Source organism: Fischerella muscicola PCC 7414 (assembly GCF_000317205.1).
GTDB lineage: Bacteria > Cyanobacteriota > Cyanobacteriia > Cyanobacteriales > Nostocaceae > Fischerella > Fischerella muscicola.
On the sequence record NZ_AJLK01000020.1, the window covers coordinates 14,267 to 40,651 of the forward strand.

Consider the following 26,385-nt stretch of genomic DNA (forward strand, 5'->3'; position numbering starts at 1 on the left):
ACGTAGAGAAATTCTGCGTACCTCTGCGCCTACTCTGCGTCCCTCTGCGTTTCCAAAATTACGACTTCACCCAAACCTCCAATTAACTGTTAAATAAATTTTTTAACAACCACATGAACATCGAAGCTATTAAATCAGGAAAAACCAAGCACTTAGCAGGAGCCAATTTAGAAGACGAAGATTTATCAAACTTGGATTTAAACCGCATCAATTTTGCTGGTGCTACTCTTGTAGGTACAAATTTTACTGCTTCTAAACTTGAAGGCGCCCATTTGGAAGGTGCAAATTTAATGGGGGCAAACCTACAAGCAACTGATTTGCGCGCTAATTTAATGGGTGCAAATTTAATGCAAGCAGATTTGACAGGCGCTGACTTACGGGGTAGCAATTTACGTGGTGCTAATTTAATGGGGGCGAGACTGAGTGAAGTATCTTTTGCTGGTGCTTTTCTCAGTGGTGCAAATTTGATGAATGTCAACTTACAAGGGGTTGACTTGCGGGGTGCTGACTTGCGAGGTGCCAACCTTACAGGAGCTAATCTCAAAGGTGCAGACTTAAGTCGTACAGATTTACAAGGAGCATTGTTGAGTGAAGCAAATTTAGAAGAAGCAGATATGAGAGAGGCAAATCTAGCAGGGGCAAATTTGACGGGTGCAAATTTACTGTGTGCAGAGTTAGAAGGGACAAATTTAAGTGGAGTGAATTTAGATCGGGCTTGCTTAGTGGGGACAATGGCTGAGGTTACTTCTTAAACAAAAGTAACTAAAATATTATTTTTTCAGTAATCAAATGGTTGAGCATTGATGTTGATTAATACAATCACATTAGCTTTAGCCCTACTGGTTCAACCTTATGCTGGTCAATGGAACAATCCTGCGTAATCACTACCAGATAGTCCAACAACTGGGGAGTGGTGGATTTGCTGACACATATTTAGCAAAAGATATGGATTTACCCACTTATGCCCAATGTGTGGTCAAACACCTAAAACCAACTAGTCCCGATCCATCTGTTTTACCTATTGCTAGAAGATTGTTTGAAACAGAAGCACAAGTTTTGTACCAATTAGGGCAAAATGATCGAATACCAAGGCTGTTTGCTCACTTTGAAGAAAATGGCGAATTTTATTTAGTTCAGGAATTTGTTGATGGGCATGATTTGAGCAAAGAACTGACTCCTGGTAGGCGTTTTAGTGAAAATGAAGTTGTCAAACTGTTGCAGGAAATCTTAGAAGTATTGGCGATCGTCCATCAGCGCAATATCATCCACCGAGATATTAAACCCCAAAATTTAATGCGGCGTCGAAGTGATGGAAAGATTGTATTGATTGACTTTGGGGCAGTCAAAGAAATTGGCAGTTTAGCAATGAATACTCAAGGTCAGGTCAGATCTACCATTGCGATCGGTACTGCTGGCTATATGCCAAGTGAACAAGCTAATCGTGACCCCAAATTATGCAGCGATATCTATGCGGTGGGTATGATTGGTATCCAAGCTCTCACAGGCTTGATGCCGCAACAGTTACTGATGGATAATACAACAGGTGAATTGATTTGGCGCAATTATGTACAGGTGAGCGATCAGCTAGCCAATATTTTAACCACAATGGTACGCTATCACTTTAGCCAACGCTACCAGTCTGCATCTGAGGCATTACAAGCGCTAAATGCAATAACACCACATTCACAACCACATTCACAACCTTTTGTATCTTCTACACTAACTGCTATAATTTCACAAATTCCCAAACCATTACTATGGGGAAGTTTAATTGGACTAGGTGGATTGGGAATAGGAGTTATTTCTATTGTTGCTCTACTAAGTCGTTCTCCATCTCCACCACCCGTACCAACTTCAACTCCGTCACTAATAGCTAGTTCTCCTACACCAGCAGATACATCAACTACAGCATCAACTTCCCCTACCTCTTCAGAAAATGTCAATTTTGCCATTCAAGCACAATTTGATAGTGTTGGTAGTTTTTCTGAAGGGCTTGCAGAGGTAAAGGTAGACGGTAAGTGGGGCTATATTGACAAGAGTGGCAAAATAGTGATTCAACCGCAGTTTGACGACGTGAGTAAATTCTCTGAAGGACTAGCAAAAGCATGGATTGCGGGACAAAACTGGGGCTATATCGATAAGACCGGAAATTTTGTCATCCCTCAGCAATTTACTAAAGACAATGCAAATAATTTTTCTGAGGGGTTAGCAAGGGCATGTGTTGTCAGTACTTGTGGTTTTATTGATAAAACAGGGAATTTTGTCATTGAGAGAAAATTCACTGGTGCTGGCGATTTTAAAGAAGGGCTAGCACCTGTCAAGAATCGTGGTAAATGGGGTTTTATTGACAAAAGCGGTAACCTCATTACCCAGATACAGTTTGATGGTGTTGGGAACTTTTCTGAAGGACATGCGGAGGTCAAGATTGGTGACAAATGGGGTTACATCGACAAGACAGGTAAAATCGTAATTCAGCCACAATTTGATGATGGTTATCGCTTTGCCGAAGGACTGGCGAGAGTCAAGATTGGTGACAAATGGGGTTACATCGACAAGACAGGTAAAATCATAATTCAACCGCAATTTGATCATGCTTATAATTTTTCTGAAGGCTTAGCAGGGATAAAGACGAATAGTAAATGGGGCTACATTGACAAGCGTGGCACAGTCGTGATCCAACCACAATTTACTGAAGCTTACAACTTTTTTGAAGAACTAGCTCCGGTTAAAATTGACAATAAGTGGGGCTATATTAACAAAAATGGTAACTTCGTAATTCAACCACAATTTAACAGTGCTGGAACCTTTTCTGAAGGGTTGGCATGGATTGATAGTGAAAAAGATGGCTATATTCGCAATCCCTTAACAGTTCAGTAATTACGTCAGAAAATTTTAGATTCACCCCACTGACAAATTTGGCGGCTTGTATCATCAAGAAATCATCGATCTATTCGCAATTTTATATGTTCAATTATGCATTCTTAGATCCACTTATGGCCACTCTGGATGCTTGTCCCCTCATCCAAAACGCCAAAACGCCCATCAACACTAACCCCATCACCCCCATCAAAGGATTCTTATCTACCCCAGTCACCCAATCAGGAACCCGATTGGTGTATTCAATCAATCCCCCAACATTAATGATGTAATAACCCCAAACTAAACCACCATGCAAACCAATAGGTAAACCCAAACGTCCCCTACGCCAGCGCTTTCCCCATACCTGAGTCAACCCCAGCAGCACCAAAGCAGGGAGTTGTGGCAATGTGTGAATAATTGCTTGGACTGGCTTAATAAAATGCGATACCCCAAAAATCATTGCATTTGCCCAAAGTGCTACACGAGGAGAATAATCTCGCTGTAACTCATCCAGCAACCAGCCTCGAAATAACAATTCTTCAGCAAACCCAACACTTAAACCTGTGAGGGAACCTTCTAATACTACTTTTAGTAAAAAAACTTTGGGTTGTTGCCATACCAATAAACCTAGCAAACCTTCTAAACCAAATAAAATCAAAATGCTAATAAATCCAATAGCCAAACCCTTCAGTAAATCTACGCCGTTTAATCGCGTAAATTGTAAACCGTAGTGCTGAAAAATGTGAGGTTGTTTGTAAACTTGCTTACTCCATATTCTTAGTAGAACAATAAATTCTATATACAGTAGTGCCATGGTAATAATATTTACCAAATTTTTGTCATTAACTAGTAAATATATTGGTATGGCAAAAGGCGACCACAGTACTAATAAAGCGAAAATAAAATAACCCAGCCTGATGAATACAGAACGCTGGGCTATAGAAGCAAGGTTTATTTTCATACCAAGTTGGATATAATTTTAGGAATTTAAGTTAGTTTATCTCACTGAGAAACCAACTTGGTTTTAAAATTTCTTAGTGATCAAACTGACCACTAATAACTATTAACTATTAACTGATTCATTCTTCTGGTTCAATTGTGCTGGTCAAACCATGATTTTTTAATGTCTCACAATAAAACTCAGCAGGTTCCTGAGCGCAGGTAATAACTAAAGCAAGACCGTTACTATGGGCTTCCATCATAATGCTAACAGCCTGAGGTTGAGTCAGGCTGGGCACCGTGGTTAATAGAACCTGTACCACATACTCCATAGTGTTGTAGTCGTCGTTATGGAGCAAAACGCGATACTGAGGCGCTAGTTTTCTGGATGTTGAACGCTTCTGTTGGGTTTCGACTGACACGGTTGTTTGCTCTTTTGGTAATTTACTACAACAAATTTTTGTTTAAAGGTTGTTTACTAGAATTAGCTTCACAGTTACTTAAACTATTGTATAGCACTGAAAAGGCTGTTGGTAGTTATTGGTTGATGGTTGTTAGTGATTAGTGGGTACAGAAGCGAGGAACATCGCATCTATACATTAGTGGTTATTCTATACTCCCCACACTCCACCCTACGGGAAGCCGATGGGCGCGTCTACACACTCCCTACACTCCCCACTCTCCCGTGTCCCCCTGGTCTTCCTTCCAATCCCCAATCCCCGACTCCGACCCTTGTCCTCCCCTTCCCCTATCCCCAAATTGCTATTGCCTATGCTAGCTTTTAAAATTAAAAGAGCAGCAGCACAATGATTGCCACTGCCGAAGCTATGTGAATATGGAGATTACACCTAATTTTCAACCAGGGCAAATAGTATCTTTAGAGCATGATGATAGCAAGCTATATGCGGAAGTGATTCAAGTTGTGATTTCCCGTCAGTTGTGCTGGGTACGTCCTTTGCTGTTATTGGTCAAATCTTCGGAACCACCAATCATTAATGATTTACGTGAAGCGTCTGACCTACTTTGGCCTATAAATTTATTTCGACCAGCTTTAGATACAGAAGTCATTGATATATTGAGTCAGGTATTCGCAAAAGAACCAAAACCTGAATTAGACTCACCTGCAAAACAGCTACTTCATCAGTTTATTCATAAAGTTTGGCAAGCCTATAAGAAAGGATGTACAGGCTATTAGCGTTGTGTGGGATAAAAAATGATACTTACTCAAAGCTTTTTAGGTTATATCTAAATAAATACGCAAAATTTCCCATGTCTCTATGAAAATATAATGTCTTAGCTATATTAATTCACATTGGACATGATTTCTAAATAATCAAAGCTTTGATGAAGAGTTTATAATCTCCTTTGAGAAAAGTTTAAGCGATGCTAAAAAATAAATAGTTGTTAAGTTTATGTACACGCTTTTAAACTGCTCACACCACAAAAGGAAATCCAAAGCCCTTTTTCCTTTTTCTGCAAACAAAGCGTGTCCTGTAATTAATTTTCAATATTGAAAAATTTTTTAAACAAAATATCAGCAAACGTTGCTGTTACTAAGACTTGTGTCACCAAATGCCTAAGTTTAATTATTTGCAGTTGATTTTTAGGTATATTTAGTAACATAAATTACTGTAGTAGCAAGTATTCTTTAGATATTTGGCACTAATTGGATATGACCAGCATCCATTTCTGCCATTAACAATTCCAATGCTTCATAATCAATGTCAGAGATGTAACCCATTTCTGTTAGTTCTGAGTTAATTTCATTTTCTATTTCAGGAGTTAATTTTTTAATCAGAAGCGCTCTTTCTACTAGTTGACGAATAACATATCTAGTTTTCATACGTAATTAACCAACCAACTTTATATAGTTATTATCCCAGCCACTATTTTGTATAAAATGTGATCTGACACTTAGGTTAGCAGTGATCTGAATCACTGGTTAGAAGTGATTTGATTAGCGATCGCTTCCTGTATCTATCACATGGTTGAGGTACAGGCAGAACCTTTAACATGACTTTAATGTTGACATCCACCAACTTTAGTAATAACTGATTAAAAACTGAGGGACATGGCAAGCAATAATATTTAATCTTTATTTTAACAAAAGTATACTTAAATACATTTTGTCTGGGATTTGACAATCTTTAAATAGAAATATTAGACCAATAAAGATTCAGCAAAGAGAAGTAATACGAATGGTCGATGTAACGAGAAAGAGTATATGGTCAAATACATATATCTTTAACTATTCAAAAAATTTACATTTAGGATGCCACTATGCAAGCGGTGCTTAAGAATCCAACAATTACGGTCATTCGTCCTCAGGGTAGTTTAAATGCTGCTAATGCTCTGGAATTTCAACAAGATTTAACAAAAGCACTGGCACAAAATACAAGCAGTAGATTGCTGGTAGATTTGGAGCAAGTAGAAGCATTAGATAGTGCTGGCTTAATGGCGCTAGTATCTGCACTCAAGTTTGCTCAAGACTTAGGTAGACAATTTAGCCTTTGCTCGGTTTCCCCATCTATCAGAATTGTATTTGAACTTACCCAACTCGATAAAGTTTTTGACATATTTTGAAGCTAAAGTGGTATTTTAAGTTGCTTCTCACTGTCTTTTGAGTTTATTGCCATGAAAAATTTTGTAAACACTAATTAACATTCTGAAACGACCTAATCAATGCTAAGGTTGGAGGTGAGTAATACCAATTTTGGATTTTAGATTTTGCGAAAAGTTTGTAGACACGTAGACGCGGAGCGTCTTCCTGTAAGAGTAGTGGCTTCCGGCATTAACGTAAGTACAAAAGCGATAGCGAGGCTGAAAGCTTTTCAAGACGGATTTTGCGAAAAGTTTGTAGATGCTTTGCATCTGCGGGCAGCGTCCCGGAGGGAATCTCAAAGCTTTTTAAGACGGATTAAAATTCTTTAGCAGAATGCTGTTCAGCAAATCTTAAATGATTTAATCTATATCCAAGTTGGTGTCAAAGAAATTTATTAAAAATAGCTAGAAGAATAGCACAGTGGCTATTGCAGTTGAAAAATTAATCACCTCAGATATCGTCAAACCAGGTCGTTACCTGGGTAATGAGCGTCTGGCAATACACAAGCCGTGGGAAACGGCAGTGATACGTTGGGTATTAACTTATCCTGAAGTATACGAAGTAGGAGCCTCTAATTTAGGGCATATCATTCTCTATAACATCTTGAATGCCCAACCACGTCAATTATGCGATCGCGCTTACCTACCAAATTCAGACTTAGCTGCTAAATTGCGGGCAACCAAAACGCCATTATTTGCTGTGGAGTCAAAGCGATCGCTCACGGAATTTGACATTTTGGGTTTTAGCCTCAGTTACGAACTCGGAGCCACCAACATTTTAGAAATGTTGGATTTGGCTGAGATTCCCTTGACCTGGAAAGAAAGAAATGAAGAGACAAGGGGACATGGCAGTATTCCCCAATCCTCTTCTTATCCTTTGATTTTTGCTGGTGGACAGACGGCGACATCCAACCCCGAACCCTACACCGATTTCTTTGACTTTTTCGCCTTAGGGGACGGTGAAGAACTTTTGCCAGAAATTGGTTTAGTTTTAGAAGAAGGTAAACAAGCAGGGTTAAGTCGGCAAGAACTTTTGTTAGACTTGGCACAGATACCGGGTGTATACGTTCCCCAGTTTTACGATATGGCTGCGGATGGTTCTGTACATCCCAACCGCCCAGATGTACCCAAACGGATTTTGCGACGAGTTGCTACGCCCATTCCTGCTTATTCGATTGGGTTGGTTCCTTACGTTGAAACAGTCCATGACCGCTTGACGATTGAAATTCGACGCGGTTGTACTCGTGGTTGTCGCTTCTGTCAACCAGGAATGCTCACCCGTCCAGCGCGGGATGTGGAACCAGAAAAGGTAGTGGCAGCAATTGAGAAGGGAATGCGGGAAACTGGGTACAATGAATTTTCTTTACTTTCTTTGAGTTGTTCTGATTATTTGTCCCTGCCAGCAGTGGGCATGGAAATCAAAAATCGCCTCAAAAATGACAATATTTCTCTTTCTTTACCCAGCCAGAGGGTAGACAGATTTGATGAAAATATCGCTAATATCCTGGGTGGAATGCGACAAAGTGGTCTAACCTTTGCCCCAGAGGCTGGCACTCAAAGAATGCGAGATATTGTCAACAAAGGTTTGACGAATGAAGAGTTGTTACGGGGTGTAAAAACAGCTTGGGAACAAGGCTGGGACAAAATCAAGTTATATTTTATGATCGGTTTACCTGGTGAAACCGATGCAGATGTGTTGGGTATTGCGGAGACAGTCAGTTGGTTACAACGGGAATGTCGAGCCAAAGGTAGAAAACCACTGGCGTTCAATTTAACAATTTCTAACTTTACACCCAAGCCCCATACACCATTTCAGTGGCACTCAGTTGCTACTGCTGAGTTTGAACGTAAGCAAAAATTGCTGCAACAAGAATTCCGCCGCATGAAAGGCGTGAAGGTAAACTTTACCGATGTGCGGCTGTCGGCAATGGAAGACTTTATCGGTAGAGGCGATCGCTCTCTTGGTAAAGTTTTACATCGAGCCTGGGAATTAGGTGCAGGTATGGACTCCTGGTATGACAGCATCGAGCGTGCATACAATGCTTGGGGAGTTGCGATCGCTGAAGCTGGTTTAACTTGGAAATATCGTCAAGTTGAGAATGGCGAGTGGAATTTGTTTGGAACAGAGGAGATCAGGGGACAGGGAGGACAGGGAGGACAGGGAGGACAAGGAAGAATTTCTCCCATGTCTCCCATGTCTCCCTTGTCTCCCCCCACTCCCCTCCGTCCCTCCCTCAACAACCCCCTACCTTGGGACCACATAGATACGGGTATCGACAAAAAGTGGCTACAAGAAGACTTAAAACGCGCCCTCGAAGCTGCGATCGTTCCTGATTGCTCTTTTGATGGTTGTTCTCACTGTGGTGTCTGTGGCCCAGACTTTGGTCATAACATTGTCATTCCCCCACTACCAATTCCAGAATTTGCGGGACAGTTTGTACCTAATACTACAAGAGTTCAGAGACTACGGGTATGGTTTGGTAAACAGGGCGATATGGCTCTGATTAGCCACCTCGATATCATGCGCTTGTTTGATCGAGCCATGCGGCGAGCCGGATTGCCAATTGCCTTTACTGGTGGGTATCATCCATCACCACGGATTTCTGTGGCTTCAGCTTTGCCTTTGGGGGCTACCAGTAGTGGTGAAATTGTGGATTTTGAGTTAACCCAGCGACTGGATGTGGCTACTTTTCGCCAGAGATTAGTAGAGGTACTACCGAGTGACATACCTATATATGATGTGGTGGAGTTGGATTTAAAAGCTCCTGCTGCTACCCAAGGGCTAGAAGCTGCGGAGTATGTACTTACGATCGCTGTCCCAGAATCATCAACAGCAACACAATGGCAAGAATGGCTGAATACAATTACACAAAAAAGTGAGCTTTGGTATGAGCAAACTACTAAGTCAGGCAAAACTCAGTTAGTAAATCTGCGCGATCACTTATTTGAGATGGAATTGCTGGAAATTACTAATGTCGATGCACAATCAGCAGTGAGTTTGCGTTATTTGGGTAGTTGTCGTCCAGATGGTACGCTGTTGCGTCCTGAACAAGTTCTGTTTATGCTAGAACAAGTGTCTGGTAAAGAATTACAACTACTACAAATCCATCGCCGTCGTTTGCTGTTGCAGGACTAGTTAATAGTTTCAGGGGTAACTTGCTATTTAGTTGCCCCTCAATTTTGGATATAGGGAATTGATTTTTAACAAGGTTGCGTTAGAATGATATGAAGAGAATTTTCTGGCGCTGCATTGAGTTATTTGGTTCACAATCCTGGTACTCAGGGTTTGAAAGCAAAGATTTAGAGAGCAACATCTAGGATTTTATCCCAGACCACCACCAGGCAGATTCAAGAACACTCTCTCTTGATGGCTACCTTGTGAATCAGTGACTACATAAAAGGCTTCGTCGGCTTCTCTCAACTTTATGATTTTTAACACACATGCTGAATGCCTAATTCTTAGAGAATGAGTGCATTGCATTAAAAATTAACCATGGACGGGTGATTAAATTGCTTAAATAATATGCAGCCGTTCTGGAAGAATCGGGCGTGTAAACGCATTTTCTCAGTTGATCGCTCTTTAAGTGTGGGCTTTGGTTCGCAGTTTTTACTAACAGCAGCGCCTGTTTGGGCTTGTAGGGGCAATAGGGACAACGTGCCTCCAAGTCTATTTTTGCTGCCAATTTTTGAGGAAATTGAATGCCAAAACAAATTATTATCGCGGAGCAGCATCAAATAGCTGCCGTCTTTTCTGAAGATCAAATACAAGAATTAGTTGTTGCTACAGGTCATCACCAAATTGGTGATATCTACTTAGGAGTAGTAGAAAATGTATTACCTGGGATAGATGCTGCTTTCGTAAATATCGGCGACCCAGAACGCAACGGATTTATTCACGTTACAGACTTAGGCCCATTACGGCTAAAGCGTACAGCAGCAGCCATCACAGAATTACTAGCACCACAACAAAAAGTCTTGGTGCAAGTAATGAAGGAGCCAACAGGAACAAAGGGGCCAAGGCTGACAGGAAACATTACCTTACCCGGACGTTACGTCGTACTCATGCCCTACGGACGGGGTGTAAATTTATCCCGGCGAATCAAAAATGAAAATGAGCGTAACCGCTTGCGGGCATTAGCAATTTTAATTAAACCTGCGGGGATGGGTTTGTTGGTTCGCACGGAAGCAGAAGGCAAACCAGAAGAAGCAATCATTGAGGATTTAGAAAACCTACAAAAACAATGGGAAGCTATTCAGCAAGAAGCAGTTTCTACCCGCGCCCCTGCACTGCTCAACCGGGATGATGACTTTATCCAGCGTGTATTGCGCGATATGTACGGTGCGGATGTCAACCGTATAGTCGTAGACTCCAGTACTGGCTTAAAACGGGTGAAGCAGTACTTGCAAAACTGGAGTGGTGGACAAGTACCACAAGGATTGTTAATCGACCACCACCGCGATCGCACAGCAATTTTAGAATACTTCCGGATCAACGCAGCGATCAAAGAAGCCCTGAAACCCAGAGTAGACCTCCCTTCTGGTGGCTACATTATCATCCAGCCCACCGAAGCATTAACAGTGATCGATGTCAACTCTGGTTCATTTACGCGATCAGCAACAGCTAGGGAAACAGTGTTGTGGACAAACTGCGAAGCTGCTACAGAAATAGCCCGCCAGCTACGTTTACGCAATATTGCTGGTGTGATCGTCGTTGATTTCATTGATATGGAAACACGACGTGACCAACAGCACGTCCTGGAACACTTTAACAAAGCCCTGAAAGCAGACAAAGCTCGTCCTCAGATTGCTCAACTCACAGAACTGGGTCTAGTAGAACTCACCCGTAAGCGTCAAGGCCAAAATATTTACGAATTGTTTAGCGAACCTTGCCAAACCTGTGGTGGTTTAGGGCATGTTGTGCATTTACCCGGAGAAACAGAAAGTCGTTCAATTGCATCACCAGTCGAGTTACCAGAACGCTTTGTGTCTTTGCCTCACAGAGAACCCCGTCTGCCATCTCCTCGCTTGAGTGAACCACGGGAAAGTTACGAAGGATTCGGGGAAGGATACGAACACGATACCGATTTAGGTGGATTGAATCTTAGCAACCATCCCAGCTATCAAGAAATTAGTGATAGCAAAAGACGTCGTCGTCGTCGCATTGGAATCAATGGCGGTAATGGTAAAGAAGAACCACGCATCAATGGCAACCCGTTATCACTGGTGAATGAGCCAGATATGGACATTGATGCAGACAGAGACTTAGTAGAGCCTTCTGATCTACCAATACCTAATATTAATAAATCAGGTTGGGTGGAAAGAGGAGAACGAGCTAAAATCTCAAGACCAGAGATAGTCAAACCAGTGGTAGAACCACCGGAGATTGTCACCGTAGAAATGACACCACCGGAACAAGATGTGTACGCTTTGATGGGAGTTTCACCATTAGTGAAGTTGAACCGGGAAGTGAGAAATCCCAAGTCTGTGATTATTAACGTCACTCTGCCTGGTCAAGCTGCTACTATGCCCCCAGAAACAACCCCGGAAGTCGTTGCTCAAACAGCAACTAGCACTATAGAGGCTCCTGTCGAAACAGAACCATCCCCACCAGTAGCAACTGAGACATCTGACTTGCCTATGATGGCAGATGAAACAGAAGCTACTGCCACTACTGTTGTCCGTCGTCGTCGCCGTCGTTCTTCTGCTTTGGAGACAGATTCAACAGATGAAAGCTAAAGCTAAAAGTTCAAAACATTGAATATGGCCAAGCTCAAGCCAGATAAAGCTTCTGTTGATTTGCCAACACTTCAGCAGCAAGCTAGTTGGCTAGAATTCTCCGCGTTTTCAGACATCTGTGGGCCAGTTGCAGGTGTGGATGAAGTAGGGCGGGGCTGTTTGTTTGGGCCTGTAGTTGCAGCAGCAGTGATATTACCAAATGATGCTCTGCCTGCACTGATGGCAGCAAAAATCAAGGATAGTAAAAAGCTGTCTAGCTCTCGCAGAAGTAAGCTAGCTCAGCATATCCGGTCTGCTGCTATTGACTGTAAAATAGGCTTTGCTTCAGTTGTTGAAATTGACCAAATAAATATTTTGCAAGCTACACTTTTAGCGATGAAGCGAGCAGTGCTGAAGCTAAAGGTGCAGCCTACACTCTGCTTAATTGATGGTAAGCAATCAATTAAAGATTTGCCACTCCTGCAACAAAATATTGTCAAGGGAGACGAGCGATCGCTGGCTATTGCTGCTGCTAGTATTATTGCTAAGGTGTGGCGAGACGAGTTAATCGTGCGGCTTGCCTCTAAATATCCCATGTACGACTTGGAGCAAAACAAAGGTTATGGAAGTCCAAAGCATTTGCTAGCGCTGCAAGAACATGGGCCTTCACCTTTACATCGCAGGTCTTTTCGTCCTTGTCGAATTTAATGGACAAGGGAGAGGGAAGAAGACGCGGAGAATGTTTCTCTAACTTCCCCTTCCATGTCCCCCAAGTCGTCCTCCTTGTCCCCTGCGTTCCCCCTCCCCCTACCAGTCTCGACGATGATTACTCAATATTGAGAATGGGTAACTCTGGATTTTGATCATCACTAATCAGCTTTCCTTCTTGGGTTTGCAACATTACCCAGCGACGATAATCAGCTATTAATTGATGTAGCAGTCTTTGCTTAATCGTTAAGAGTACACTTTTCAATAAACCGTTGCCTGTGGTTTCTAAAATGGGTTTGGGAGTAAAGGAAAATGGTGGTGGTAACTCTACCTCGACTTCTAAATCCGCTCTGCCTCGTAAATAAGTGCCAGTGCTTAATTGATATGGTGATAAATACCCTTTTAAATTTAGATTGAAGCGCTGGTTAATATACTCAATACCAAGGATTTCACAACCTTGCGATCGCAAATGAATTTTACCATTAGATTCTGCCCAAACTTTCATGTCTACGGTAGGCTGAATACTGAGTGACATAAAAGCAAGGGGACGCATTTTTAAACGAAAAATATCATCAGCTAAGGGCTGGATTCGATTCGTGTCTACTAATGCATAAACCAGACGTCGGGGCTGACGCAAGTAGTGTTGAATGGGAATAGGCTGTTGTGGAACAGCAATTTCTACCGATTGGGAAGCGGTAAATTTGGTAGACATGCGTTCATGAAAATAATTGTTTTATAATTCTATTATTTTTTAATTTCTGGGGTTTTTGATAAAAAATCAGAGTAAGCGACTAAAAATTTTTTTCAATGAGTATTGACTGAGAGTCATATATTATAAATTAAAAATAACGCCTAATGTGAACTGAATAAGCAATATAAGGTTTTTGCGTAATTGACTAGAATTTGATTTGATTAACGAACACAGATACACATAGATACACACCGATAATCTATCTGTATTCATCTGTGTTCATCTGTGTTCGATTATAAAAACATGATTGTTGTCATAGTTTTAATTTACATAAGGCGTAAATTTATATTTTAATTACTTTGTCTTTTATTTGCAGCTAGGTGACTATAGGTTATAAAGTCTATTCTATCAAGTATTAGGTGCAAATTTTCCCATTCAAGTTTTTATTCTCAACAGAGATTGAAAAAGTATCTACCAAATCTGAAGTGCAGACTTCGTGCAGAGAAATTTTAGCAGTTTGGATTTAGGATAGAAGTCTCTATTCCCTAACTAACTTTCTTTAGCATCACTACCTTTTGCCACCCTAAACAAACTTACATTTTCAATAAAACCTCATGACTCTATCGATCGCACATTTAGGCCCCCCTGGCACTTACGCAGAACAAGCAGCACTTTTGTATGTCAGCTGGTTGAGCAAAAATCAAGGACTTAAGGCTATTTTATGTCCTTATCCTAGTATTGCCCAAACACTGCGAGCTGTCGCCCAATCTCAGGTACACCTGGCTGTTGTACCTGTAGAAAATTCGATTGAAGGCAGTGTGACTATGACTATGGACACCCTATGGCAACTGGACAATTTACAAATTCAGTTGGCTTTAGTGATACCAATTGTTCACACTTTGATTTCCTGCGCTCATAGCCTAGAAAGCATTAAAACAGTTTATTCTCACCCGCAAGCTTTAGCACAATGCCAAAAATGGTTGGAGGAATTTCTGCCAAGGGTGCAGATAATTCCTGCTAATTCTACAACCGAGGCATTGCAAACACTCAAGCAAGATTTGACAGCAGCAGCTATCTCCTCTGAGCGAGCAGCACAACTTTATAATTTACCTGTACTAGTCAATGGCATCAACGATTACCCAGAAAACTGTACTCGCTTTTGGGTAGTAAGTCAGGGTGATATGCCTAATAGTTATGAAAAATCTTCTCTCAAAATTAGCCACACTTCCCTAGGTTTTAGCGTTGGTGCTAATGTACCGGGAGCCTTAGTTAAGCCACTACAAGTATTTGCCGAATTAGGTATTAACCTGAGTCGAATTGAGTCTCGTCCGACAAAGCGATCGTTAGGGGAATACTTATTTTTTATCGACGCAGAAGCAGACACATCTCAAGCCCAAATGCAATCTGCTTTACAAGAATTAACTAAATACACAGAAATACTAAAAATCTTTGGCAGTTATGGTGTTTTGCCTATGGGTTAGTTATTAGTTGATAGTGGTTAGTGGTAACTACTAACTACTAACTACTAACTACTAACCACTCACAACTTCTGATTAAAAGTGTCTTTGAGAACAGTACGAGCTGCTAAGTGATTACGAGTAGAAGTCAAAATTTCTGTTTCCCGTTCTAAACGAGCAACAGTGTCTTGCATTTCTAGTAACGCTTGCTGCTCTAAAGGTACACCCAAGAGATTACTTGCTACCCAATAGGATAGTTCTAGAGGTAAATCAGGTAAATCTTCTGGTAGTTCGATCTGTTGTTCAGTTAACTTGGCTGACAGACGAACAACATCTCGTAACAACTGACTTAGTTCGCTAGCCAAAGGACGCAAATCTTTTGTTGGCGGGTGATCTTCAATCCATTCGACTAAACCAACGGGGTAAGGCTTCTCACGCACATACTCTAAAACGCGAAACCTTTGTTGCCCCAAAGTGATCATTTTCATCCGATCATCTTGTAGTCGCTGAAAATGAACAATTTCAGCACAACAACCGACATTTGCGATCATGCCTTTAACCGGATCGACCATTAATACACCAAACCTGCGATCACTTTCCAGAATTGTGTTCATCATAATTCTGTAGCGAAATTCAAAGATGTGCAGGGGTAACTGCTTTGTGGGGAACAAAACTACTTCTGACAAAGGGAACAGAGGTAGCTCACGAACGGCAATTTTAGAAGAGGATGTCATTTTTACCTTGTTACGACTTTGGTATAAGTTTTATCTGATGATTCTCTTTAAAATATTCTTTTATTTTTTGCTTTTGCCGCACTATGTCTACATTCTATCATCTGTTTCCCAGCTAATAAAAAGCCCTGAAGATATATCTTTCAGGGCAAGGTAAATATTCACACATTTATTTGTTGATTGTTGGTTGTTGGTTGTTGTTTGGATGAAAACAATAGACTTCTTGCAAAAATAAAAATAACCTCTCCCCAACCTTAAGCGAAACGGGGAGGGAGTAAGATTTCCCCGTTTCGGGGGGATTAAGGGGGGTTAATTCGATTTTGACAAGAAGTCTAATCAACAATCGACTCATTGAGCTTGCTGTTTGGCACATCCAACCAACAAACAACTATCAACAATCGACTCATTGAGCTTGCTGTTTGGCACATCCAACCAACAAACAACTATCAACTACCAACTAATTTAGAGTTTTACTTCAATATCCACACCTGAGGGCAAATCTAGTTTCATCAAAGCATCAATAGTTTTAGAAGAAGGCTGATAAATATCAATAATGCGGCGATGGGTGCGGGTTTCAAAGTGTTCTCGTGAATCTTTATCCACGTGTGGCGATCGCAGCACACAGTAGATCCGGCGTTTTGTAGGTAAGGGAATCGGGCCAATCGCTGTAGCATTGGTACGGTTTGCAGTATCTACAATCTTCTCGCAAGATGTATCTAGTAAGCGACGGTCAAATGCCTGTAAGCGAATTCTAATCTTTTGCTGCTGCAAAGTAGCCATTTTCGGTTGTCCTGGTTCTGATGAATTGTAATTGGGGGTATAGGGGTATGAGAGTGTGGGGGTGTAGATGAGTAGGGTAATTATTTTCCCCTAAACCCTTAAACTCTTACCCCCTTACACCCTTAAATATTTGGGGGAATATAAAGGAGCAGAGAGGAATTATACCACCTCTGCTCCTTGTTTAATCAAGATAAACAGATGCTATTTGACAATCTTGGAAACAACGCCAGCACCGATGGTACGACCACCTTCACGGATAGCGAAGCGCATTCCTTGTTCGATAGCGATCGGGTTGATCAGTTCTACTGTCATCTTAATCCGGTCTCCGGGCATAACCATTTCTGCGGCACTGCCGTCATCGGAGGTAAAGGTCTTGATAGTGCCAGTTACGTCGGTTGTCCGTACATAGAACTGGGGACGATAACCTGCGAAGAAAGGAGTTTTACGACCGCCTTCTTTCTCGGTGAGAACGTACACTTCCCCTTCAAACTCAGTATGAGGAGTGATAGAACCAGGCTTAGCGATTACCATGCCCCGTTCAATATCGGTTTTTTGGACACCGCGCAACAGTATACCGGCGTTATCTCCAGCCATACCTTCTTCGAGACTCTTCTTGAACATCTCGATACCAGTGACGGTGGTAGCACGAGTTGGTTTAATACCAACCAGTTCCACGTTATCGCCGATTTTGACTTTACCCCGTTCAATACGTCCGGTTGCTACTGTACCACGACCTGTAATTGAGAACACGTCTTCTACAGCCATCAAGAAGGGCTTGTCAACATCACGCTCTGGTGTGGGGATGTAAGAATCTACAGCATCCATCAGTTCGTAGATTTTATCTACCCACTTGTTTTCACCCCGTTGTGTTTTGGGGTTAGCTGTCATTTGTTCTAGAGCTTGTAGACCAGAACCTTTGATCACAGGGATGTCGTCACCAGGAAAATCATAGCTGGAAAGTAGTTCACGAACTTCCAACTCTACCAGTTCCAACAATTCTTCGTCATCCACCATGTCTTCTTTGTTTAGGAAGACTACTAGGTTGGGTACACCCACCTGGCGTGCTAGTAGAATGTGTTCGCGGGTTTGGGGCATTGGGCCATCCGCTGCGGAAACCACGAGGATTGCACCATCCATCTGCGCCGCACCAGTGATCATGTTCTTCACATAGTCAGCATGTCCGGGACAGTCAACGTGAGCATAGTGACGATTGTCGGTTTCATACTCAACGTGAGCGGTATTAATAGTAATACCCCGCGCTTTTTCTTCGGGTGCGTTATCGATTTGGTCGTAACCTTTACCGGTAGCCTTACCGATCGCAGCCAAAGTCATGGTGATAGCTGCTGTTAATGTGGTTTTACCGTGGTCAACGTGGCCAATAGTGCCGATATTAACGTGGGGTTTAGTCCTTTCAAACTTTGCGCGTGCCATGAATGCTCGTTTCCTTTTTTAATTAAGCGTTCCCTTTGCTTTTAGCTATGATTGCCTCAGCCACGTTGCGAGGCACTTCATCGTAGTGGCTAAATTCCATCGAGAATATGCCTCGACCTTGGGTCTTCGACCGGATGTCAGTGGCGTAGCCAAACATTTCTGCCAATGGGACTTTAGCAGTCACTTTGGCGATACCCTGCTCGGAACCCATCCCCTCAATTTGTCCACGACGGGAATTGAGGTCGCCCATCACATCCCCAAGGAAGTTTTCGGGAACTTCAACCTCAACTTTCATCATAGGCTCTAAAAGGACAGGTGAAGCTTTCATTACAGCTTCTTTCATTGCCATTGAGCCAGCGATTTTGAAGGCCATTTCCGAGGAGTCCACTTCGTGGTAAGACCCATCAACCAGGGTAGCTTTGACGTCAATTAGCGGATATCCAGCTAGAATACCCGATTCACAGGTTTCTTTCATACCTGCTTCTACTGGCGAGATGTACTCTTTCGGTACAGCACCACCAACAATCTTGGAGACGAATTCAAAGCCGCTTCCTGGTTCTCCTGGTTCTAGGTCAATTACTACATGACCATACTGACCTTTACCACCGCTTTGACGGATGAATTTACCTTCAATTCTGCTGACGTGTTTGCGAATGGTTTCACGGTAAGCTACTTGTGGCGCACCGACATTAGCTTCTACCTTGAATTCCCGCAACATCCGGTCTACCAGAATTTCTAGGTGCAACTCTCCCATTCCAGCAATCACGGTTTGGTTGGTTTCCGGATCGACGTTGACGCGGAAGGTCGGATCTTCTTCGGAGAGAGCTTGTAGAGCTTTGGACAGTTTGTCCATGTCGTTTTTGGTTTTAGGCTCTACCGCTACCGAGATTACAGGCTCTGGAATGAATAGAGATTCCAGAATTACTGGTGAACTTTCATCAGTGAGGGTGTCACCTGTTAAAGTCTCTTTCAAACCTAGTGCGGCTCCCAAATCCCCTGCTCTGAGTTCATCTACGTCAATCCGGTCATCTGCCTTTAAAACCACCAAACGAGAAATTCTTTCTTTCTTGTTCTTGGTGGCGTTAAGGACGTAGCTACCCTTTTTCAAAACGCCGGAATAAACACGAACGAAAGTCAGACGACCGTAAGGGTCTGCCATAATCTTGAACGCCAGCGCTGCCAAGGGTTCGTTGTCATCGGCATGGCGTTCCACTGTTTCGCCATTGGGCAGTGTACCTTGAATTGGAGGTACGTCAGGGGGGGCAGGCAGGTAATCTACTACTGCATCAAGGAGTAATTGTACACCTTTGTTTTTGAAGGCAGAACCACAAAGCATGGGCACAATCGTACCAGCAATCGTGCCTTTACGTAGAGCAGTACGGATTTCTTCCTCTGTGAGTTCCTCACCTTCAAAGTACTTGGTCATCAAGTCGTCATCAGTTTCAGCTACCGCTTCAATTAGCTTGGTACGGTACTCTTCGACCAGTTCCTGCATGTCTGCGGGAATATCCTCTTCCTTGATGTCTGTTCCTTGGTCATTGGTGTAGATATAAGCCCGCATCTTCACAAGATCAACTAGACCCAGGAAATCGCTTTCGCTACCAATAGGCAGTTGAACAGGAATAGCGTTAGCCCGCAAGCGATCGCGCACTTGTTCGTAAACTTTGTAGAAGTTTGCGCCTGTGCGATCCATCTTGTTAACAAAGACGATACGGGGAACCCTGTAGCGATCCGCTTGACGCCATACTGTTTCTGTTTGCGGTTGCACACCACCCACAGAACATAAAACTGTGATTACACCATCCAAAACGCGCATGGAACGTTCCACTTCAATTGTGAAGTCTACGTGTCCTGGAGTGTCGATAATGTTAATTTGATGATCTCTCCAACTGCTACTAATGGCAGCAGCTGTAATAGTAATTCCCCGCTCTCGCTCCTGATCCATCCAGTCTGTGACAGCGGTTCCCTCATGGACTTCACCAATTTTATGAATTATGCCAGAGTAAAATAAAATTCTCTCTGTTGTTGTTGTCTTGCCCGCATCTATATGCGCCGCAATACCGATATTGCGTACTTTCTCTAGCGGGTTCGTACGTGCCACAGCTGCCTCCTATACTTTTCGCCTCATGATATCTTGTATATTACACTTTGTTAAGATTCTATCTTTTCGGTAAACCGTCTTTTTCTTTTAGTAAATACCACGATATATTTTTGCCCTTTGTAGAAACGCGCAAGAGGCGCGTCCCTACACTTAGTAGCGATAATGTGCAAAGGCTTTATTTGCTTCTGCCATCCGATGCGTTTCTTCACGCTTACGAATTGAACTACCAGTTTCGTTGGCAGCATCCATCAATTCTTGAGCGAGTCTGCCAGCCATTGTCCGACCAGGTCTAGATCTAGAAAACTGTACTAGCCAACGCAATGCCAAACTTGTGCCACGTTCTGCACGTACTTCCATTGGGACTTGATAGGTCGCACCGCCTACTCGTCGAGCTTTTACTTCTACCAATGGCGTTGCATTCCGCACTGCTCTTTCAAACGTTTCCAATGGATCGCTTCCGGTTCTTTCCTCGATATTTTTCATCGCATCATAAACAATCCGTGCGGCAAGTGATTTTTTGCCACTACGCATCACCCGACGGATCATCATGCTCACTAAGCGACTGTTATAAACAGAGTCAGGTGGAACTGGGCGCTTTTGAGTAACACCACGACGAGACATACTTAAACCTTAGATTTTTGAATTTAGCTACTAGATGGTTTGTGTTTAGGCAGTTTTTATTGCTGAAATCGCAATCACACTGACCTATATAACTTGCTGCCCTCAACTGACATACAAGGCGACAATAATTATATACCTTAATAGCTAATTTAATAGCTAATAAAACCCTATTTAAAATGCTGTTGTCGCTGATAGCATTCTAAAAAATTCCTACACTCACAGCAAACAGGTGTAGGACACCTAACAAATTTAACTTAGAGTTCTAGTGATACTCACACTTGATTCATAGAAGCTAGCTGCTTGAACTTCAAACCGCCTGTGAGTAATTACTTTCATTCAGGTCTTACGTTCTGATGTACATAACTTTTATCCCTCAGGAAACTTCGGGACTGCAACTAGCTTCCGTGAAAATTATTTTCGTGTGTTTGCACGGAACCAATTCAAATTCTATCACCGAGTTTATTAGAACAGCAGTACTACAAGCATCGCAAAAACAAAAAGTAAACTTTTATTTTTGCTGATGTAGACAGACGCTTCAGTTAGTTAGTGGCATATCCCGGTTTCTCCTCTACCCGACGCTGATGCTATGCATACTGCGCGGGTTCGGAGTCCTGGGCTACTCGATTTAACGGCATGAGCTTCTCGCCTACACGAGTATTGTTTTACTTCCACGTGATGCCCTTCCGCAGAAGGATTTAAACTAAAGGCTAGTCTGTATGACTTACCGCTCCATACATTAATGTAAAGGCGCATTAGCGACAAACGCAATTAATCGCGTGAATACTCGATTAATCGCGCCTTCTCTATTGTTTTGGACGTTTGGTTCCATATTTGGAACGACCTTGCTTGCGGTCTTTGACTCCGGCTGTATCTAAAGTGCCACGAATGATGTGGTATCTCACGCCTGGTAAGTCCTTAACCCGACCGCCACGAATCATCACAACAGAGTGTTCTTGCAAGTTATGACCAATTCCTGGAATGTAGGCTGTGACTTCAAATCCAGATGTCAGTCTTACCCTTGCGACTTTACGCAGAGCCGAGTTAGGTTTTTTCGGTGTGGTCGTGTATACTCTGGTACAAACGCCCCGACGTTGTGGGCATTGTTTCAGAGCTGGGGACTTGGTTTTCTGACGCGCTTTTTCGCGTTCGTTACGTATTAGCTGCTGTATTGTGGGCATGAGTTACAGCGCGTGAAGCTGCTTATAGTTTAACTTTTGACAACAAATTCTGATTATATCTTTTTTGGGTGTCAAGAGTCAAGGGAAATTTGTTGGTTGTTGATTGTTGGTTGTTGGTTGTTGGTTGTTGATTGTTGATTGTTGGTTGTTGATTGTTGGTTGTTGGTTGTTGATGCCAAACAACAAACAACCACCAACCACTAACCAATAGCAAATGAATTACCACAGCCACAACTAGCATTTGCTTGAGGGTTGTGGAAGCGAAAAGCTCCACCCATGAGGTCTTCAGAATAATCGATGGTTAAGCCATCAACGTAATTAAAGCTTTCAGCATCTATGACTACTTGAATGCCCTCACATTCAAAGGTGCGATCGCCTGATGAAGCAATTTCATCAAAAGAAGTATCATAATACCAACCAGAACAACCACCGAGTTTAACTGCCAACCGAAACAACGGATTTGGTTGCTGCTGTCTAGATTTTAATCTTTTAATCTCACTTACGGCTGCTGGACTCAGATGAATCATAGAATGGGTCTGGGAATTGAAAGCTTGATCTTAAAAATATTACATGTATCAGTGAATTGTTGGTGGTTGTTTGTTGGTTGTTGATTGTTAATTGTTGGTTGTTGTACAGACGTGCCATGGCACGTCTGTACATTGGTTAGTGGTAATTCTCGACTCTTCACACTCCTCATACTCCCCCCATCACCCCATCACCCCATTGCCCCCCAACCCCACAAAGTGGGGACCCCTAGCCCCCCATCACCCCACCTCCTCTCATTATTAACGCGCGGCATACCAAACCTGACAACAACAGGAGCATACCGCGCGCAATAGTTAAAGAAAAATCTTTATGCAATGAAATATTGTTCTATTTCTAGTTCTAGATTAAAACCAACAAATTCAAAATTTGTGAGTAATTGAATCTAGTACGTGACTGTTATGGCTTTAATCTTCTGTACGAGCATAATCGTCTTGGAAACGGATAATATCATCTTCGCCTAAGTATTCTCCGTTTTGTACCTCAATTAAAACTAAAGGAATTACACCAGGATTCTCCAAACGATGGGCTGTACATTGGGGTACATATGTAGACTGATTATTGCCCAGCAACACTTCTTGATCACCACAAACCACCTTTGCTGTACCTGAAACAACTATCCAGTGTTCGCTGCGGTGATGGTGCATTTGTAGGCTTAGCCGATGTCCAGGCTTAACTTCGATACGCTTAATTTTATAACCGCGCCCTTCTTCCAAAACTGTAAAAGAACCCCAAGGACGCAGTTCTGTTGCTGCAACACCCCTGGCAGTAATAGCTGAAGGCAAAGGCAGCGCATTAGTTTGTGTTGTTTCTTGGTATTGAGCCATAGTTACCTCGTTTGGAGACATAACAAAACCGTTAGTACTCTTAACCATTGATGTAAAAATATGGCGCTATGTTGCAACCGTATAAATCAGCAATCTAGCCCACACCTGCCAAACATAGCAAAATCACTGTCTAGGGTGTAATCAATAACTGCGATCGCTAACGTATCTATATCAAGTCTTCATCAAATTAGCTGTCAACTTTTAGTTAGCTTTAAATTAAGGGATAGGGGATAGGGGATAGGGGATCAGGGACAAGGGGGACGACTTGGGGGATAAACCAGACAAGGGAGACAAAGGAGAAATAACTAATCTTCAATGCCTACTTCTCACACTCCCCCCATCTCCCCATCTCCCCATCACCCCATTGCCCCATCTCCCCATCTTCTTCAACGTGGTTGCAAGAAAATTCCTATGCCATTATGAACACGAGCTGCGGTATTGGGGAAACGGTCTAGAAGTTGCCCTCCTAAGTAAAGACTGGTAGAACTACCACCGTCCAGATTTAACGCATCTACGCATCCCATTTGCTGCATTAGTTGAGCGTGTTCTGCCAAGGTAGGGCCAGCACCACCAACACGACTATGAACAGCAGCGATCATGAGGTTGCCTGTTGTAGTTTTACAAATGGCACTACGGACTGCTTTTTGGACAATAAAGGCATTACTGAATTGTTCGCTTTTGGCATCAAGGACAATTTGACGATTTTGTACTAGCAGGGGCCCTGCTCCTAAAATATTGGGGTAATTGCTAAATTCAGCAGGAGTGGTGGAACTTTCGATGCGAACTGAAGAACCAACAGGTAACAGCGAAGCAATATTTGTACCATTACCGCGTAAGGTGAGCAAATATCCATCTACAGGAATCGGAAAAGTACTTTGACCAACTTTGCCTGCTGGTAACTGATTAATAATTTGATTTTTCTGGACAGTAAGGATAATTTCGTTGTCGGTTAAGGGAGAATAGTTCGCTCCCCATGCAGGAGTATAACGAGCTATGCCACTTTGGACATAACCACTATTGAGGGTTAAGATCGGCAATTTTTGGTTGTTAGGAGTGATTAAATTTTCCAACAGAGCCAGACGACCCATGTAAAATTGTCCAGAATCATTCCAAGCGATCGCACCTCGATTCAAAATTGGACTTGACAGCCATTGACCATCCCGACGAATTGCCCCCAAAGGTAAGCGATTATTGCGGTTAAAATAACCACCATTAATGGCTGCGACTGCTAATTGCTGTTGCGCTGTCTGCAATAGGGGAGCAGTTCCTTCCAGAGTATTGGAGTTGGTTAAAATGGGTTTGATTTTTAAGCCGACGGTACGCGGATTGATTTCTAACCACACGAGTGGAAAGCGTTCTTGACCTAAATTGATATACTGCTGACGCCAGTTTAATCCCGGAGCCCAAGTAATTGCTCGTGGTAGTAGTGTATCAGGGCGAATATCGATGAGCAGGCGGTTAGGATTGGGTACAGTGCTAACTAAGGGAGCTAACCCAATCGGAACTTGGAGACGAATAATTGTTTGGTTGTTAACTACCTGCACTTGCTTGATTAATGGCGGGGGAGGTGGAGGAGTGTTTTGTTGATTCTCATTTGGTGGCAATAACTGTTTGAGTAGGTTTTCTGGAAATGGTGCAGGAGTAGGAATTTTTTCTACCGGGGGTGGTGGTGGAGGGGTGTAACGTTGGATTAAAACTGGATCGGCGATGCCATTTAAGGTTATTGTCCAGTCTCTTGTAGTGGGAGCAGCTGGTTTGGGAACTGGGTTATTTGGATCGTCGCTTAAAGGTTGATTTTGTTTAACTAGTGGTTCTTGGTTAATTTGCCAAGGAGTAGGACGATCTAAATTGACGGTGATGCGTTCTATTAAAGATTGTTTTGTCTGAGTAATATCTGTGATTTTGGTGTTGGGTGTGGATATGACTAAGGTATTACCCTGCACTTGCATTTGCCATCCAGATGTTTTGGCAAAATTGGTCATATCCAAGTAGCGATACCCTCCTGCCAATGTGCTAACTAAAATCGGTGGTTTAGTCGCAGATGAATACCACTGGATTGGTTGTTTAGTAGAAATATTGCTGTTTAATAAATCTACGCCGATGAATTGCCTAATTGCTGCATCGCTGATGTGAGTTGTCAATTGACCAGCTTTCAGACGTCTTTGTAACCATGCCCCTGGCACGATTCGACCATTGAGAGAAATTTGATTACCATAGTATATTACCCCTTGCAAAGGAGGTGCAGGTGGTTTGGGAATCAGTGTTGGTTTTGATTGAGTTACATTTGGGGATTGGGTAATTTTTGTCTTGGTTTGTTTTTCCGAAGTGATTAACTTTTGAGAAACACTACTATAAGCGATCGCACTATCTCCAAGTGCTGTTAAGCACAGTACAGATAAAACCATTGGTGATGCCAAAAACTTGACAAGCTTGCTGATGTTAACAACTACAACATAACTGCGATTGTATCGGCTAAAATTCGATGTTTTTACCATATATGATCAGGTATTTTTGAAAACAATCAACTCACACACAAACTAACCAAACTTTTTCAAATATCAAAAAATCATGACGTGAGTTTGGAACACGAACGTGATAATGTATATATGGGCTTTTTGTCTCTTGTTAAAGCAACAAGCAATTCTGCCACTATGAAGACTGCGATTTTAAGAGCGCTAAATCACAACTAGCGCTAAACAAATACATGACAGCAGTCAAAAGCTTTTAAGCTGGATCTAGGTGGGCCATCCTCACTAATTACTTGCTACTTAAGTGAGGTTTAGCTAGCAGCAACACAGGTGACAAAGGGTGGTCAGTAAAAATCTAGAGAGTTACTCCAGAGATATTTAGGAATTGCCAAATGGGTATATAGTGTAATACGCTGATTTTGTTTTTGAATCAGGATCATTTTTGTCTCAAAAGATAGACAACTCAAGAATTTGATTTTTTTAGTTAAGCCGAAAAAGGCTACACAAAAGTAGTGAATTTTATTGGAAAATAAAGGGCATTGAGGAGTACATAGCTTCACGAAATAAATAAAATACTGGGTGAGCAAACCTCGTTTGCTTTACTCAGCAAAAACCCATAAGAAACGACGCATAGATTTTAACACGGGCCTAGCAAATATCAGCCCGAAGTTAAAATTTTTTTTCCTTAAATTTCGGTGGTTGTGAATTTCTTCATCTGTCAATTTAGATAATTTT

Annotated in this window: 23 protein-coding genes; 9 read left to right on the top strand and 14 right to left on the bottom strand. The window is 42.3% G+C overall.

Going from position 1 to position 26,385, the window contains the following annotated elements; translation table 11 throughout:
• Nucleotides 1-113 precede the first annotated feature (113 nt).
• Both UYI_RS0102730 and UYI_RS0102735 read left to right on the top strand, forming a co-directional pair.
• Nucleotides 114-752 carry a pentapeptide repeat-containing protein gene (locus tag UYI_RS0102730; RefSeq protein ID WP_016865151.1) on the top strand — a complete coding sequence of 213 codons (639 nt, stop codon included), beginning with the start codon at nucleotides 114-116 and terminating at the stop codon, nucleotides 750-752.
• Between the two features lie 100 nt (nucleotides 753-852).
• Nucleotides 853-2,877 carry a WG repeat-containing protein gene (locus UYI_RS0102735; protein ID WP_016865152.1) on the top strand — a complete coding sequence of 675 codons (2,025 nt, stop codon included), beginning with the start codon at nucleotides 853-855 and terminating at the stop codon, nucleotides 2,875-2,877.
• Between the two features lie 94 nt (nucleotides 2,878-2,971).
• Here UYI_RS0102735 and UYI_RS0102740 read toward each other — a convergent pair whose 3' ends face one another.
• A complete protein-coding gene (locus UYI_RS0102740) occupies nucleotides 2,972-3,820 on the bottom strand; it encodes a CPBP family intramembrane glutamic endopeptidase (protein ID WP_016865153.1) in 849 nt (282 codons plus the stop codon).
• Between the two features lie 118 nt (nucleotides 3,821-3,938).
• Nucleotides 3,939-4,220 (bottom strand): ATP-dependent Clp protease adapter ClpS, encoded by a 282-nt coding sequence (gene clpS / locus UYI_RS0102745; RefSeq protein WP_009456056.1) that lies wholly within the window; start codon nucleotides 4,218-4,220, stop codon nucleotides 3,939-3,941.
• Between the two features lie 413 nt (nucleotides 4,221-4,633).
• Between clpS and UYI_RS0102755 the strand changes: the two genes are divergently transcribed.
• Entirely contained in the window at nucleotides 4,634-4,993 is a 360-nt protein-coding gene (locus UYI_RS0102755; protein WP_016865156.1) for a hypothetical protein, read from the top strand.
• A 453-nt stretch (nucleotides 4,994-5,446) separates the two neighbouring features.
• On the opposite strand, the gene UYI_RS0102760 is transcribed toward UYI_RS0102755, so the two are convergent.
• The gene (locus UYI_RS0102760; RefSeq protein WP_016865157.1) at nucleotides 5,447-5,641 is read right to left on the bottom strand and encodes a hypothetical protein; all 195 of its coding nucleotides are present in this window, start codon (nucleotides 5,639-5,641) and stop codon (nucleotides 5,447-5,449) included.
• Nucleotides 5,642-6,078: 437 nt separating this feature from the next.
• Here UYI_RS0102760 and UYI_RS0102765 point away from each other — a divergent pair, with 437 nt between their 5' ends.
• The 5 genes from UYI_RS0102765 (at nucleotide 6,079) to UYI_RS0102780 (ending at nucleotide 12,822) form a co-directional block, all read left to right on the top strand.
• Nucleotides 6,079-6,381, top strand: coding sequence for an STAS domain-containing protein (locus UYI_RS0102765; protein WP_016865158.1), 303 nt, complete (start codon nucleotides 6,079-6,081; stop codon nucleotides 6,379-6,381).
• Between the two features lie 144 nt (nucleotides 6,382-6,525).
• Entirely contained in the window at nucleotides 6,526-6,729 is a 204-nt protein-coding gene (locus UYI_RS37495; protein WP_146007624.1) for a hypothetical protein, read from the top strand.
• A 91-nt stretch (nucleotides 6,730-6,820) separates the two neighbouring features.
• On the top strand, nucleotides 6,821-9,535 hold the full coding sequence (locus UYI_RS0102770) for a TIGR03960 family B12-binding radical SAM protein (protein WP_016865159.1): 2,715 nt from the start codon (nucleotides 6,821-6,823) through the stop codon (nucleotides 9,533-9,535).
• A gap of 563 nt (nucleotides 9,536-10,098) precedes the next feature.
• Nucleotides 10,099-12,135, top strand: a complete 2,037-nt coding sequence (locus UYI_RS0102775) for an Rne/Rng family ribonuclease (RefSeq protein ID WP_016865160.1) — start codon at nucleotides 10,099-10,101, stop codon at nucleotides 12,133-12,135.
• A 24-nt stretch (nucleotides 12,136-12,159) separates the two neighbouring features.
• The gene (locus tag UYI_RS0102780; protein ID WP_016865161.1) at nucleotides 12,160-12,822 is read left to right on the top strand and encodes a ribonuclease HII; all 663 of its coding nucleotides are present in this window, start codon (nucleotides 12,160-12,162) and stop codon (nucleotides 12,820-12,822) included.
• Between the two features lie 118 nt (nucleotides 12,823-12,940).
• Here UYI_RS0102780 and UYI_RS0102785 read toward each other — a convergent pair whose 3' ends face one another.
• A complete protein-coding gene (locus UYI_RS0102785) occupies nucleotides 12,941-13,534 on the bottom strand; it encodes a DUF1997 domain-containing protein (RefSeq protein WP_016865162.1) in 594 nt (197 codons plus the stop codon).
• A gap of 593 nt (nucleotides 13,535-14,127) precedes the next feature.
• Between UYI_RS0102785 and pheA the strand changes: the two genes are divergently transcribed.
• On the top strand, nucleotides 14,128-14,994 hold the full coding sequence (gene pheA / locus UYI_RS0102790) for a prephenate dehydratase (RefSeq protein ID WP_016865163.1): 867 nt from the start codon (nucleotides 14,128-14,130) through the stop codon (nucleotides 14,992-14,994).
• A 59-nt stretch (nucleotides 14,995-15,053) separates the two neighbouring features.
• Here the strand turns inward: pheA and UYI_RS0102795 are convergent, their stop codons facing one another.
• The 10 genes from UYI_RS0102795 to UYI_RS0102840 all read right to left on the bottom strand — a co-directional run bounded on the left by UYI_RS0102795 (nucleotide 15,054) and on the right by UYI_RS0102840 (nucleotide 25,677).
• Nucleotides 15,054-15,704 (bottom strand): LON peptidase substrate-binding domain-containing protein, encoded by a 651-nt coding sequence (locus UYI_RS0102795; RefSeq protein ID WP_016865164.1) that lies wholly within the window; start codon nucleotides 15,702-15,704, stop codon nucleotides 15,054-15,056.
• 459 nt (nucleotides 15,705-16,163) lie between these two features.
• Nucleotides 16,164-16,481, bottom strand: a complete 318-nt coding sequence (gene rpsJ / locus UYI_RS0102800; protein WP_008232935.1) for a 30S ribosomal protein S10 — start codon at nucleotides 16,479-16,481, stop codon at nucleotides 16,164-16,166.
• Nucleotides 16,482-16,682: 201 nt separating this feature from the next.
• Nucleotides 16,683-17,912 (bottom strand): elongation factor Tu, encoded by a 1,230-nt coding sequence (tuf, locus tag UYI_RS0102805; protein WP_016865165.1) that lies wholly within the window; start codon nucleotides 17,910-17,912, stop codon nucleotides 16,683-16,685.
• A 22-nt stretch (nucleotides 17,913-17,934) separates the two neighbouring features.
• The gene (gene fusA / locus UYI_RS0102810) at nucleotides 17,935-20,013 is read right to left on the bottom strand and encodes an elongation factor G (protein WP_016865166.1); all 2,079 of its coding nucleotides are present in this window, start codon (nucleotides 20,011-20,013) and stop codon (nucleotides 17,935-17,937) included.
• A 150-nt stretch (nucleotides 20,014-20,163) separates the two neighbouring features.
• On the bottom strand, nucleotides 20,164-20,634 hold the full coding sequence (gene rpsG, locus UYI_RS0102815) for a 30S ribosomal protein S7 (RefSeq protein ID WP_009456044.1): 471 nt from the start codon (nucleotides 20,632-20,634) through the stop codon (nucleotides 20,164-20,166).
• 803 nt (nucleotides 20,635-21,437) lie between these two features.
• A complete protein-coding gene (gene rpsL / locus UYI_RS0102820) occupies nucleotides 21,438-21,812 on the bottom strand; it encodes a 30S ribosomal protein S12 (protein ID WP_009456043.1) in 375 nt (124 codons plus the stop codon).
• Nucleotides 21,813-21,834: 22 nt separating this feature from the next.
• Nucleotides 21,835-22,044, bottom strand: coding sequence for a hypothetical protein (locus tag UYI_RS35595; protein ID WP_157226287.1), 210 nt, complete (start codon nucleotides 22,042-22,044; stop codon nucleotides 21,835-21,837).
• Nucleotides 22,013-22,339 (bottom strand): HesB/IscA family protein, encoded by a 327-nt coding sequence (locus tag UYI_RS0102830; protein WP_016865168.1) that lies wholly within the window; start codon nucleotides 22,337-22,339, stop codon nucleotides 22,013-22,015. The genes UYI_RS35595 and UYI_RS0102830 overlap by 32 nt, the downstream gene beginning before the upstream one ends.
• Before the next feature lie 423 nt (nucleotides 22,340-22,762).
• Entirely contained in the window at nucleotides 22,763-23,182 is a 420-nt protein-coding gene (locus UYI_RS0102835; RefSeq protein WP_016865169.1) for a phosphomannose isomerase type II C-terminal cupin domain, read from the bottom strand.
• A 386-nt stretch (nucleotides 23,183-23,568) separates the two neighbouring features.
• The gene (locus UYI_RS0102840) at nucleotides 23,569-25,677 is read right to left on the bottom strand and encodes a phosphodiester glycosidase family protein (RefSeq protein WP_016865170.1); all 2,109 of its coding nucleotides are present in this window, start codon (nucleotides 25,675-25,677) and stop codon (nucleotides 23,569-23,571) included.
• Between the last annotated feature and the right edge of the window lie 708 nt (nucleotides 25,678-26,385).